The 12,763-nt window shown below is 59.8% G+C and carries 9 protein-coding genes; 5 read left to right on the plus strand and 4 right to left on the minus strand.

Features of this window, described 5'->3' with window-relative positions; genetic code table 11:
• The first annotated feature begins 15 nt into the window (after positions 1–15).
• Positions 16–1,338 (plus strand): HD domain-containing protein, encoded by a 1,323-nt coding sequence (locus NG895_RS11480; RefSeq protein ID WP_252852632.1) that lies wholly within the window; start codon positions 16–18, stop codon positions 1,336–1,338.
• 14 nt (positions 1,339–1,352) lie between these two features.
• Here NG895_RS11480 and NG895_RS11485 read toward each other — a convergent pair whose 3' ends face one another.
• The 3 genes from NG895_RS11485 to NG895_RS11495 form a co-directional block, all read right to left on the minus strand.
• Positions 1,353–2,543 carry a response regulator gene (locus NG895_RS11485; protein ID WP_252852634.1) on the minus strand — a complete coding sequence of 397 codons (1,191 nt, stop codon included), beginning with the start codon at positions 2,541–2,543 and terminating at the stop codon, positions 1,353–1,355.
• A gap of 92 nt (positions 2,544–2,635) precedes the next feature.
• On the minus strand, positions 2,636–4,300 hold the full coding sequence (locus NG895_RS30595) for a sensor histidine kinase (RefSeq protein ID WP_252852635.1): 1,665 nt from the start codon (positions 4,298–4,300) through the stop codon (positions 2,636–2,638).
• The gene (locus NG895_RS11495; protein WP_252852636.1) at positions 4,267–4,878 is read right to left on the minus strand and encodes a hypothetical protein; all 612 of its coding nucleotides are present in this window, start codon (positions 4,876–4,878) and stop codon (positions 4,267–4,269) included. The genes NG895_RS30595 and NG895_RS11495 overlap by 34 nt, the downstream gene beginning before the upstream one ends.
• A 397-nt stretch (positions 4,879–5,275) precedes the next feature.
• On the opposite strand from NG895_RS11495, the gene NG895_RS11500 reads away from it, so the two are divergent.
• Genes NG895_RS11500 through NG895_RS11510 form a run of 3 tightly spaced genes read left to right on the plus strand, consistent with a single transcriptional unit; the run spans position 5,276 to position 10,576 of the window.
• Complete coding sequence (locus NG895_RS11500; protein WP_252852638.1) at positions 5,276–5,728, plus strand: MarR family winged helix-turn-helix transcriptional regulator; 453 nt, start codon at positions 5,276–5,278, stop codon at positions 5,726–5,728.
• Between the two features lie 43 nt (positions 5,729–5,771).
• Positions 5,772–7,004 (plus strand): efflux RND transporter periplasmic adaptor subunit, encoded by a 1,233-nt coding sequence (locus NG895_RS11505; RefSeq protein WP_252852639.1) that lies wholly within the window; start codon positions 5,772–5,774, stop codon positions 7,002–7,004.
• A gap of 23 nt (positions 7,005–7,027) precedes the next feature.
• Positions 7,028–10,576 carry an efflux RND transporter permease subunit gene (locus NG895_RS11510; protein WP_252852640.1) on the plus strand — a complete coding sequence of 1,183 codons (3,549 nt, stop codon included), beginning with the start codon at positions 7,028–7,030 and terminating at the stop codon, positions 10,574–10,576.
• Positions 10,577–10,594: 18 nt separating this feature from the next.
• Here the strand turns inward: NG895_RS11510 and NG895_RS11515 are convergent, their stop codons facing one another.
• Positions 10,595–11,761, minus strand: a complete 1,167-nt coding sequence (locus tag NG895_RS11515) for a hypothetical protein (protein ID WP_252852642.1) — start codon at positions 11,759–11,761, stop codon at positions 10,595–10,597.
• Positions 11,762–12,174: 413 nt separating this feature from the next.
• On the opposite strand from NG895_RS11515, the gene NG895_RS11520 reads away from it, so the two are divergent.
• Entirely contained in the window at positions 12,175–12,570 is a 396-nt protein-coding gene (locus NG895_RS11520; protein ID WP_252852644.1) for a CBS domain-containing protein, read from the plus strand.
• Positions 12,571–12,763: the final 193 nt, after the last annotated feature.

Below are 12,763 nucleotides of genomic sequence, written 5' to 3' on the forward strand. Positions count from 1 at the left end.
AAACCGACGGCCGCCATGACGGACGATCTGCACTCCATTCCCGAGTTCGCTTCGCGTCACGCGCCGCAAGGATTGCTTCGCCTGCCACCGGGCGAGGACGTGCCGCTGACGCCGCGGATCCGTCGACTGATCGATACCCCCGCCTTTCGGCGATTGAGCGACGTTTCGCAACTGGGGCTGGTTCGCATGGTGTATCCCGGGGCAGGGCACTCGCGATTCGAGCATTCGCTGGGCGTGTATCGCGTGGCGCTCGACTTCCTGGAGCGACTCGCGAGCGACACCCGCTTCGCCGGACTGGTGACCGCTCGCCAGGCCGAGTGCTTTCTGCTGGCGGCATTGCTGCACGACATCGGCCACTACCCGTACTGCCACCCGTTGGAAGACATCGCCCTGGACAGCGTGATTCATCACGAGGCGACCGCCCGCACCGCGATTACCGAAGGACCCGTGGCGGCGGCCTTGGCCGACGATTGGAACGTCTCGCCGCAGCAGGTGGCCGACCTGATCGAAGGCCGAGTCGACACGCCTGGCGAGCGGGCGCTCAGCAGCATGCTCTCGGGTCCCATCGATGTCGACAAGGTCGACTACCTGGCCCGCGATAGCATGCATTGCGGCGTGCCCTACGGGCGGAACTTCGATCAGCGGCGGCTGGTGTCGAGCCTGTGCTTGAATGCATCGGGCGATCGCCTGGCGGTGACTGAGAAAGGCAAGACGGCCGCCGAATTGATGGTGTTTGCCCGCTATGTGATGTTCAGCGAGGTGTACTGGCACCATGCAGCGCGGTCGGCCACCGCCATGTTGCAGCGGGCTGTGTACGATCTGGAGAACGAGCTGGACTGGGGGCTGATTTTTTCGGCCACCGACGAACAGTTCGCCAGCCATCTGTTGGCCGTCGGCCAAGGGCGGCCTGCCGAGGGGCTGGTGCGGTCGCTGTTTGGCGGACAGCGACAACTTTACAAGCGAGTGGGCCAGTACAGTTTGCTCGACTCGCCAGCCGTGTACGAACTGGTGGCCCGACGGCCGTACGAGTGGTTGGTGAATTGCAGCACGCGACTGGCGGAACGTATCGCCGATAAAACGGGCGAGGTGGTTGCGTCGCACGATGTGCTGATCGATGCCCCGCCAGTGAAGTTGGAGGTGCAGTTTAATGTCGACGTCTACTCCAGCAAGGCGAACACCTACCGTCCCCTGGGCGAAGTCTCGCCGGTGGTGCGGACGCTCGCCCGCGAGCAGTTCGACAACTACGTGAAGCGAGTCCGCGTGTTCGCCAGCCCGCCGGTGGCGAATGCCGTAGCCCAGTTGGATCTGGACGAGCTGCTTACCTTGGTGGCCAGCTAGCGGAGTTCGTGGTGCTAGACCGTCACCGTGGCGTTATCGACCGCCAGGTGAGTGACATCGTTCGGGCATGAAGAAGCACACACTGTTACCACGTCGCTCGCCAATAGGTTGCCGTAGTGGTTCAGCAGCTTTTCCAGAGCCACGGCCGACAGGCGTTGGCCGCGACGCAGCAGCCGCGAGTCGTCGCGGGTCATGACGTCGGCATACAACACCATGCCCTCTTCCAGCTCTTCCAGTGTTAAGCTGACCGGCGTCAGATGATCGGAGCAGATGGGGGTTCGTTCGAGTTCCTGGTCGAACACCGTATGCAGTTTCGGCAGCAACTGCCGCATCTCGGCAACAGCATCTTTCGTGCTGACCCCGACGCGTGACAGGAAGTTCCATTGCATGGCGATGCGGAGCAGGGTGGCTCCCACTGCGATGATTTCGTCTTCCTGAGGTGCCAGCGAGATGGTGCAGTTACCATCGACGTGGACCTGCTCACGAATGATCTTGGCGATCGTTCCCAGTCGAGGAATCTTTTCCAGCAGTCTGGCTCCCGTCGCTGCGCTTTCCATCAGGATCGCCTGCAACTCAGGATCTTCCGGCGCCGCAGTTTCCAGTTTGCGACGTTGCTCTTCGGGCAGGAGGGCGAAGCCAATCAGACCGAGTCGGGCGGCCAGCTTGTATTCCCAGCGGTCGGGGGCGCCGATGGCTTGGCGCAGGGTGTCGACCATCATTTCGATTTCGCTGGTGCGACTGAACACGTCTGGCTGCACGATCTCCAGCACGTCGGTAAGCACACCCACGGCACCGGCAAATGTCTTGTGCAGCAACACTTTTTCGGCGGTCACCAGTCGATACTGGGCCAGCCCGGCATCCAGCGCTCGGCGGATGAGGTCGTGGTCGCAAGGTTTGTTGAGGAAGCGAAACACCTGCCCATCGTTTACGGCTTTGATGGCCGTGGCCTGATCCTGGTTGCCGGTCAGCATCATGTAGATGCTATCGGGGGCCAGCATGCGCGCTTGCTGGATCAACTGAATGCCATTCATTCCCGGCATCCGCATGTCGGTCATCACTACGGCAAAACCACCGCTGGCCTCGATCTCGGCAAGCGCTGCGTCGCCCGAGTTGGTGGTGGTCAGGTCGTAATAGTCTCCGAGGCGCCGCCGCAGTCCATTCAGCAGCGGCTGTTCGTCGTCGACAATCAGAATTCTCTCGCTCATGCTGCTCTATCCCCCCCGGTGGCGCGCAAACTGAAGACGGTGAATGAGGTTTTCTGTGTCAAAAAGTCTACAACAGAGAATTCACCGCACGTCTAAGTTGCGGCGATTACTACTCCCGCTTGCGGGTGTTGCGGATGGTAACAGTCAGCAATGGGAAGTTTCAGGGAGAAAACGGTTCCTTGCCCCATTCTGGAAACGAAATCCAACTGCCCTCGGTGCTTGTTGGTGACGATGTCGTGCGAAATGGCTAGACCCTGACCGGTACCTTGCCCGACTTCCTTGGTGGTAAAGAAGGGGTCGAACACCCGACAACGGATTTCCTCCGGGATTCCGTCGCCGTTGTCTTCGATTTCGACGTTGGCGTTCTCTGCATCGCAGAAAGTACGGATGGTGATGACCCCTGCAGGTCGTTCGAGGTCGCCATACTTCTCTCGCAGGGCGTCGGCGGCATTGACCACCAGGTTCAGCAGTACCTGGTTTATCTCTGCAGGGAGCAGCGGTATCGCGGGCAGGTTTTCATCGAGTTCCAGTTCCACCTTGGCGACATACTTCCAACGGTTACGACTGATCGTCACGGTGTTGCGAACCAGTTGATTCAAGTCGGACAGTTCTTTCTCGGCGGTGCCAGGGTGTGAGAAGTACTTCATCGCTCGGACAATGGTAACTACCCGTTCGATGCCGTCCTGGCTTTCGATCAACGCAGCAGGCACCTCGCGTTTTAATTCTTCGTAGTGGCTCTGTTCTAACATGGCATTGATTTGCCGACGCCGCTCGCTCCAGGGAATGTCGGGACCGGTCATGTCGGCGATTTGCGAGTACATCTCGGTCATTGCCAGTAGGCGGTCAATGCACTCTTTGAGATAGAGCGTGTTATCCGAGATGAACTGCATGGGCGTGTTGATTTCGTGAGAGATGCCCGCCGCAAGTTGTCCGATCGATTCGAGCTTCTGAGCGTTGACGAGTTTTTGCGCCATCAGTTTCGCTTCCCTTACCGAGGCCTCTAACTCTTCGGTGCGCTGCTGAAGTTCGGCAGTTCGCTGCTGTACAATTTGCTCGGTACTGGCCTTGGCCTGCTCGAGTTGGGCCTGCGTGAGGGCCGCCTGCCGCATGTCGCGCATGCCCACGATGCAACTCCACACCAGGAACACGTCTTCGAAGAGCACCCAGCCTGCGTGTTCCAGGGCCCTCCCCAAACTGGGTGTGAGCACGCCAAACACGGAATTGGGCCAGAACACCCCCCGCAGCAGGTGGTCGCTCGCCACGACCACGGTGGCCGGAACCAGCACTCGCCAGTCGCGATAGAACGCTAAAAAGGCCAACGAGCCAAACACGTGAAAGTGCGACTCGATCCGACCGCCCGACAGGTGAATCAGCAGAGCCGAGTAGGCGGCCTGCGCCACGGAAATTGTCATTCGAGTCGCCATCGAGCCCGGCTTCAGAATGGCCATCGCGATCGGTGCTGCTGCGAGCAGTCCCCCCAGCAGCACCGATGCCCAGATGTGAACGTGCAGGTAGTGCTCGTTGCCTCTCCAGGATAGCGGGGTGAACCAGGCGGCTGCAGCCACTGCGGCGATCCACTGAACCACAAACAGCACAGCAAACAAACGATCGGTCTGTTTGTAGAGCTCGAATGTCCGCGCACCGAGGATTTCCCGGGCGCGCCTGGTTGTTTGTGGACTCTCCAACATGATTTCAGCCTTGTCGATGGCGTTCGATCCAATCGCTAAGGGGATGTTGCAGGACGCTCGAGTGGACACCCATAGACATCTGTGCTGGTGGTCGCCGGCGGCTGGTTCTCAAGCAACGACAGAATGCATTGCGAACCCACGCTATCTCCCTCGTGTCCACGGGCAACGGTGATGCCACCGTAGAACAGGGCGCTACCTGTGGGGCCATACAGCACCACGGAACCGGAAGTGCGCATGCCGAGTGTGCGCGCCGTTCGGCCCTCCACGTCCCGAACAATCGTCGTGTTAGGAAGTGTCGCCAGGTGACTCATGAGCCATGTCTCACCAAATTCTCGGGGGGCGCTTTCGGGCTGATACATCAGCACCTTGCAGGCAAGCACGTCGGAGTGGTCGTGCAGAATTCTCGCCAGTTCGTTGGCCGTCGCACGCGAACAGGTGCACTGGGGATGAATCGCCACAAACAGGCGGAAGGGCGTCCGCGGGTGCCAGTCGACGTCCAACGCGTCGAGCGGGGGCGTTTCCAAGGTGCCGGGCGACTGACTGTACGCAACCAGCATCGAGAAACCTACGACGGACGATGCCAGCCAGATCACCAGCGCGGCGATGCAGGCCAGGTCCGTGGTGCGGTTGGTCGCTTTGACTGGCATGAGGTTGCCCCGGGAAGCTCTCAGGTATGGCGGAATGGATGGACGCCGGATTGCGCCGCCTGCGACCCTGGGAGACAGACACGCTAAAACGTAGGACTTACATCGAAGCGCCTTCCGCCAATTGTGGAAAGCACCATCGGAAAATCTCAGCCCAGCGGTCTCTAGACCGGCCGAACATAAGGCCCAGGGGTGTTCGATGTCGGGTTTCCGAAGGGAAACCCTCGGATGGGCGCAAGCTCGGCTGGCATGACGGGTGGCCACTATGGGGAAATCTCATCCACACCCGGAGGTCAGATTTATTGCCTTTCCCCGCAGTTCTGGGGTGGCCGAACGCCTCGGTGCTTGCAAGAATAATTAGAGCGCTAACCATTTTGCTCCCCGAAACCTGCGCCTTCTCATGCTCCGGTACGACTTTGACGACAGCGTTGGATACTGGATTACCAGTTCCCACCAAGCCTACATGCGGGCATTTAACGATCGTCTGGAACCCCATGGCATTACCTTTCGGCAAGCACAATTGCTAGCGTTCTTGGCCATGGAGGGGCGACCGCTCAGCCAAACCGAACTGGCCGCCCGCATGTTGATCGAACCTCCCAGCCTGGTGGGCATACTCGACCGAGCAGAAGAAGCAGGGCTCATTGAACGCCGCTGCTGCGACCAGGATCGACGGCGCAAGTTGATACATATCTTGCCGACCGCCCAGAAGGTCTGGAAGCAGATCGCCAAGTGCGGCCGCGAAATCCGCCAGCAGGCGGTGAAGGGGCTCAGTGAGGATGAAGTTAAAACACTACGCTATCTCTTGGATAAGGTCCGCGAGAATGTTTCCAGTGATGAAACTGCCGTTCGCTAAGCTAGCCCTTGCGCTGGGGCTTTGCTGCCTATCCGAGTTTGCCATGGCGCAGGGGCGCGGGCCCGCGCCGGTCGTGGTGGCCAAAGTCAAGCAGCAGCCTATTACCTACGTGCAAACTTTCGTCGGCACGGTCATGCCCTCACAACGGGCAACCATCGGCAGCGCCGTGGATGGTCGCGTGATCGAGTGCAATATTGAGGAAGGCGACCGCGTTGAAGCTGGCGACGCTTTGGCCCAACTGCTTACCGAGACGATCCGCTTGGAGGTCAAGTCGGCCAAGAGCGAATTGCAGTACCTGCAGGCTAAACTTGAAGAACTCGAAAACGGCACCCGCCCGGAGCAGATTGAACAAGCCCGCGCGAAGATGGCGGCCGCCAAGGCCAGGAGCGACTACCGGGTGGAGCGAAGGGAACGCCTGCGGGACCTGGCCGAGCGATCGACCGCGGTGACCGAAGACGAATGGCGGGAAGCATTGATGGCGGCAGCCGAAGCTCAAGAGCTGTACGCCGAAGCCACGGCCGTGTACGACGAGGCCCAGGCCGGACCGCGCAAAGAAGCCATCGCCCAGGCCAAGGCCCAGGTCGAAATGCAGCAAGCGGTAGTCAATCGGCTGGAGGATCAACTCACCAAGCACACCATAAGCTCGCGATTTGCCGGCTACGTGGTTACCAAGAACACCGAAGCTGGCTCGTGGGTCAATCGGGGCGATGTGGTTGCCGAAGTGGTAGGCGTCGACACGGTGGAAGTCGTGGTGCAGGTTTTGGAGCAGGGTGTGCCGTATGTCACCCGAGGCAGAGAAGACAAAACGGTGACCGTACGCGTGCCCGCGCTGTCCCAGACGGAAAGCGAAGGCAAGTTCGATGGAACGGTCTTGGCCGTGGTGCCGCAAGGCGATGTGCGTGCACGCACTTTCCCGGTCAAGGTTTCGATACCGAATCAATCGACCGAGTTGGGGCCATTGATTAAGCCCGGTATGTATGCCGAGGTGGACCTGGCTATGGGAACCTCTCCGCAGGCCATGTTGGTACCCAAAGACGCCATCGTGTTGAACCAGAAAAAGAAAGCTGTCTTCGTGGTTGATAACGGGATAGCGAATCCGTTTCCCCTGACCCAAGTGCGAGAATACGGCGAGTGTCTGGAAATCTGGGGCGACGTGTTACCTGGCCAGCTGGTGGTCGTGGAGGGCAATGAGCGGTTGCGTCCAGGAGCACAGGTCTCGGTGATTGAAACGAGGGAATTCGAAGTTCCCAGCACGAACGCCGGCACTAGTCCATAGCAGCAGTATCTGCGAGCCACTCTATGCAACTGGTTGATGCCTTTGTACGAAATCCGGTCAAGGTCACGGTGGGCGTTCTGCTAGTGGCCCTCTTCGGTATGGTTGCGTTGCTGCGGATGCCGATGCAGCTGACGCCCGAGGTGGAAACGCCCACCATCACGATTGAGACACGCTGGCCGGGCGCCAGTCCGCAAGAAGTCGAGCAAGAGATCATCGTCGAGCAGGAGGAACAGCTCAAAGGCGTGGAAGGCGCCCGCAAGCTTTCGTCGGAGAGCTCGGACTCGGTCGGTCGGATTACCATCGAGTTTGCCGTTGGCACCGATATGGATCAAGCCATCCTGAAGGTGAACAGCCGCTTGCAGCAGGTTCGCGAGTATCCCGAAGAGGCCGATCAACCGGTGCTCACCACTTCTGACGCAGCGGCACGAGCGATCGCCTGGTTTATTTTCTCGGCATTGCCACCGTCGGAAGACGAAATCGATCAGTTCGTCGCCGACCATCCGGAGCTGAGCGACGATTTCCAGCGCATCCAGGCTGGCGGAAGTGTCGGGCTGAAGATGTTGCGGCTGCGCAACCTGGCTGCCGAACACCCAGAGGTCGCCCAGTTGTTGCCGCCACCGGAACTGGAAGTCCCCAAGCTTCGCCGATTTGCCGAAGACGAAATCGAGGCTCGATTCGAACGGGTTGCCGGTGTTTCCCAGTCGAATGTCATTGGTGGTCTGGAAGACGAGATGCAGGTGATCGTCAACCTGGAACACCTTGCTGCCAGGCAGTTGACGCTGACGGAAGTGCGCGACGTCTTGAAGTCGCAGAACCGCGATACGTCGGCCGGCAATCTCGACGATGGAAAACGCCGCTACGTGTTTCGCGCACTCAATCAGTTTCGCACGCCCGAGCAGGTGGAAAACCAACTGCTGGCAGTTCGCGACGGGCGGCCGGTCTACGTCCGCGACGTAGCCGAAGTGCAGTTGGGATACAAGAAGGCCGAAGGACTCGTTCGACGTTTTGGCGAATCGAGCATCGCGATCAACTGCGAGCGCGCTGGTGGTGCCAACGTGATCGATGTGATGGAAGGCTTGCGGACGGCGTGTGCCGAACTGAATCGCGACATCTTGAATCCTCGCGGGTTGATGCTCACCCAGGTGTACGACGAAACCGACTACATCAATTCGTCGGTGGACCTGGTGCAGCAGAACATCCTGTTGGGCAGTGCACTGACGATGATCGTGCTGATGCTGTTCTTACACATGGGCGTCCGCACCCTGCTAACCATTCCACTGATTCTGGTCACGGCGCTAGCTTCGATTTATGTCTCGCCGTGGATATTTGCCATTTGCCTCGCGATTATTATCGGGGCAGGAGCTGTCTTCGCTCGCGGTGCGCTGGTCGTGGCGCTCGCCATTCCAGTCAGCATCATTGGGACCTTCCTCGTGCTGGGAATGCTGGGGCGCTCGCTGAATGTTATCAGCCTTGCGGGACTGGCATTTGCCGTCGGTATGCTGGTCGATAATGCGGTTGTGGTGCTGGAGAACATCTATCGTCGCTACAGTATGGGCGAGGAACCATTTACCGCTGCGGTACGAGGCACGCAAGAAGTGTGGGGCGCCGTGGTCTCGTCCACGCTTACGACAATCGCCGTGTTCCTGCCGGTGGTGTTCATGGAAGAAGAGGCCGGTCAGCTATTCCGCGACATCGCCTTGGCCATCACGGCGGCAGTGGCGTTGTCGCTGGTGGTTTCGGTGACTTTGATTCCCACAGCAGCGGCCCGCTTGTTTCACCGTCGCAAGGTCGACGACCTGCCCGAGTTGGGTACGCCCGACCCACCGCAGACCACTTCCCGAGTCGCCCGTATGATGACTCGCTTTGGCGAGAGATTCAGTGGGATGATCGTAGGCATCAACAATGTCATTCAGAAGAGTGTATCCCTGCAGATTGCCACGGTTTGCCTGTTGGTCGGTCTGGCAGTGGGAGTGAGTTATCTGTTGTGGCCCCGCGTGGAGTACTTGCCGAACGGCAATCGCAATCTGGTGATCGGCATTGTGATTCCGCCCCCCGGCTACAATATTGCCAAGCTGATGTCGCTCGGCGAGACGGTCGAAGACAAGATGCGGCCCTACTGGGACATCGATGAAGATACGGACCTGTCCCAACTGGACGGTCCTGCCATTGAAGATTTCTTTTTCGTGGTCCGAGGCCGTCAGGTGTTCATGGGCGTTCGCGCCAAGGACCCACTCCGGTCTGCGGAATTGGTGCCGGTGATACAAAAATCGATTGGTGGTTTGCCGGGAACCTTTGCGATTGCCAAGCAGACCAGTCTGTTCGAGCGGGGGCTCACAGCAGGTCGGACGGTGGATGTAGAAATTGTGGGGCCAGACATCGAGAAGTTGGTTGGTTTGGGGAAACAGACGTTTGGCAAGGTGATGGGATCCCCCGGTGACGACGAGACACCTCCTCAGCCTCCCCTGATCGCAGACGCCCAAGCGCAGCCGGTGCCCAGCCTCGATCTTTCCAGTCCCGAAGTGCATGTCGAACCAAAGCTGATTCACGCCGCCGAGATGCAAATGAGCGCCACCGACATCGGATTCGGCGTCGACACCATCATCGACGGAGCTTACGTCAGCGACTACTTCCTGGGTGGCAAGAAGATCGATTTGACGGTCATGGCCGACAAGTCGTTCAATAAGTCGACCGGCACTCTGGCTTCTGCTCCCATTGCGGTGCCATCCGGCCAGTTGGTGCCACTCGACGCGCTGGCAGACGTAAGAATCTCCAGCGGGCCCGAACAGATCAATCACCGCGAACGGGAGCGGGCGATCACCATCCAGGTTACCCCACCGCCAGAGGTCGCCCTGGAAGACGCCATGTCGCTCATTGACTCGGAGATCGTCCAACCGATGCGCGAATCGGGCCAGCTAGAAGGAGGGTACCGGATTACGTTGGCCGGCACCGCCGACAAGCTGAGCCAGGCGTGGCAGGCGCTGCGTTTCAATGTGCTGTTGGCGTTGATTATCACTTACTTGCTGATGGCAGCCCTGTTTGAATCGTGGATCTACCCGCTGGTGATCATCCTCAGCGTTCCGCTCGGTGCGGCGGGGGGGGTGATTGGTTTGGCGATCCTCAACCGGTTCGTGCTGCAGCCGCTGGATGTGCTGACCATGCTCGGCTTCGTCGTGCTCATCGGCACGGTGGTGAATAACCCAATTCTGATTGTTCACCAGTCGCTGAACCACCTGCGATTCGATGGTATGTCGCCCCGCGAAGCGATTCTCGAGAGCGTCCGCACCCGCATTCGACCCATTTTTATGACGACCACCACGACCGTGCTGGGACTGGCGCCGCTCGTGATGTTCCCCGGTGCTGGAAGCGAACTGTACCGCGGATTGGGTAGCGTGGTGCTTGGTGGATTGGTGGTTTCGACCCTGTTCACCCTGGTGTTCGTGCCCACGCTGCTCCGACTTGCCCTGGAAGTGTTTGGAGGGACCAAGATCCCTCGCGAGCATCACGCCTGGGAGCAAGCGGCTTCAGACGACACCATCCTCGAACCTGCGCCGGCGACCGTGGGAATTAGTTGAGATGGGCAGCTAACCGCTTCAGTTGGGAGCGTTTTCCAGCAACCAGTCCTCCAGGCAGACGTGCTCCACATTGGGTGCCCGCAGCAGCGACGCACGCTGTGGGAGCATATTGGCGAGCCAGCGACGATTCACCAGGTTGGAAACGGCCCGCATGCTGATACCGCCGAGGGACATCCTGGCGAGCTGCTGGCAGACATTTTCGCTAAGCCGCTGGAACGTGGCAGGAATGACGTTGGGGCCGGGACCGACGTGGATCACCAGCTTGATATCTTCTTTCAGGGTATATGCCACCGCATCCCACAGTCGTTGTGGGTGGTCGACCCAGCGGCGTAGCACCTCGCGGGCGGGCTCCTTGCCATAGCTGGTGTCGCCTGTCGCGAGCGAGAAGACTACCGGCGTATCGAGCCCGGGCTCCGGCGACATGGCTTCCATCAGCACCGAAGCACGGTCGGGAATGTGCCGCTGCCTGACGATCGGCGTATGCATGGGTGGCCACAGATTCGAGTCTCGCTTCAGCAGCACGGTTTCGGGCAAGACGTCGTGCATCCTGGACTTCAGGCGAGCCAGCGAGTCGTGCTGCCCCAGCACCAGGTAGGTATTGGGCGAAAGCACCGCAGAAATTCCAATCACTCCCTTTTGCTCCGCCGTGATGTCTTCGCATAAGTGAATGACGTTCATCTCGCTGATGGCCTCGGTGCGAGAGAACAGAATGCCCATCTTGGTATCGTGCGCCAGTATCGCGCAATCGTTTGCCAACGTGACCGGCACCTGCATCGCTTCGGCCGCCGACACCATATGATTGGCGGCCGTGGCGGTCAGTTCGCCCAGACTGTAGCCATAAGCCAGCGAAGCCTGGCCATATTCGACGCCATGAACTTCAGCCAGCATGTCCAGTTGCGCCAGCTCTACGGCCATGATCATCGCCACGGCCTCGGCGTAGTGTTCCAGGTCCGCTTCCAGCTTGCCGACAATGCGGGCCACCAGGTCGGTTCGTTGCCCATGAGCACGGTGGCAGACATCGCTGCCGAGTTCCAGCCACCGTTGCAGGATGGGCCGGTAGGCCTCGACCTGCCACAACTCGGGGGTCCGTCCCAGATTCGTGATGTTATAGCCCCGGAAGGCAAACGCCGCGCGGGGCAGTTGCAGGCGAAGCTGCTCGGTGGGAGTCAGTGGTTCGGTGGCCATGCGGCAATGCCTGAGCGGAGTGGGGAGTACAAGGGTGCATCGTCAACAGCAGTTGATTGCCAGTGGCCGCCTTTGGAGTTTAACGAATGTTTGCCCACCGGAGCCTTCGATTCGTCACGACCGATGCAACCCGATGCCCATCGGCAGCGGTTTCTTGCAGCTCGGCGTGGAAGTGCCCGCCGCGTGGAGAATTGAGAGAGCGCCTGTCTGTAGTGAACTATTGTTGTACTGCAGGAGGCAGGCAAGTGTAACGTCGTTTTCCCGGGGATTCCGACGGCCCGACTACCCCGGACACTACATCCCTCGCGGCGGATGCCAGCATCGATTGTAGGAACGGCTAAGATCCACTCTAGCAGTACACCAGCCCGGCGGATGCGGCACGGCACCGTACGGGAGCCTTCGGAGACTCGACAATGTTGACTGCCGAACACATCATGACGCCCGACGTCCACACGATTGGTCCGGAAGCCTCTATCCGGGAGGCCATTGAGAAGCTGCTGGAAAAGCGAATTAGTGGGTTGCCGGTCGTCGATCGGGCGGGGACGCTGGTTGGCATTCTAAGCGAGTACGCATTGCTGGCCATGGCTTACGACAAGTCGGTCACGCATCAGACGGTCGCACAACACATGACCCGCGAGGTGATTTCGGTCGACGCCAAGGCGCCGGTCAATCGAGTGGCCGATCAGTTCATCGTGCATCGCGTGCGCCGATTGCCGGTGGTAAAGGACGGTCGCCTGGTTGGTCTGATTTCGCGAGTCGACGTGCTGCGGGCGCTCTATACGGCCGAAGCCCCGGTGTGCTCCGCCTGAGAGCAGGGCACCGAGGCCGATCCGCCTGTCTCGGCGTGGGACGCGAGCGTAGCTCGGTCGCACTTGCCGGACAACAAATGCCATGGTCGCAAGCGGTTTGGCTGCAGGCTTTGTGGCTTCGCTGCAACCGCCCGCATGGTCGACCAATTCCTTCACTGCCGGAATGGCGAACCCGTCTTACACTCCCAACCAA

Source organism: Aeoliella straminimaris (assembly GCF_024054565.1).
GTDB classification, from domain to species: Bacteria; Planctomycetota; Planctomycetia; order Pirellulales; family Lacipirellulaceae; genus Aeoliella; species Aeoliella straminimaris.

Excerpts from the sequence above, each read along its gene's own strand:
- NG895_RS11500 (WP_252852638.1), top strand. The coding sequence starts at position 5,276 with ATGCTCCGGTACGACTTTGACGACAGCGTTGGATACTGGATTACCAGT.
- NG895_RS11505 (WP_252852639.1), top strand. The coding sequence starts at position 5,772 with ATGGCGCAGGGGCGCGGGCCCGCGCCGGTCGTGGTGGCCAAAGTCAAG.
- NG895_RS11510 (WP_252852640.1), top strand. The coding sequence starts at position 7,028 with ATGCAACTGGTTGATGCCTTTGTACGAAATCCGGTCAAGGTCACGGTG.
- NG895_RS11495 (WP_252852636.1), bottom strand. The coding sequence starts at position 4,878 with ATGCCAGTCAAAGCGACCAACCGCACCACGGACCTGGCCTGCATCGCC.
- NG895_RS11480 (WP_252852632.1), top strand. The coding sequence starts at position 16 with ATGACGGACGATCTGCACTCCATTCCCGAGTTCGCTTCGCGTCACGCG.
- NG895_RS11485 (WP_252852634.1), bottom strand. The coding sequence starts at position 2,543 with ATGAGCGAGAGAATTCTGATTGTCGACGACGAACAGCCGCTGCTGAAT.
- NG895_RS11520 (WP_252852644.1), top strand. The coding sequence starts at position 12,175 with ATGTTGACTGCCGAACACATCATGACGCCCGACGTCCACACGATTGGT.
- NG895_RS11515 (WP_252852642.1), bottom strand. The coding sequence starts at position 11,761 with ATGGCCACCGAACCACTGACTCCCACCGAGCAGCTTCGCCTGCAACTG.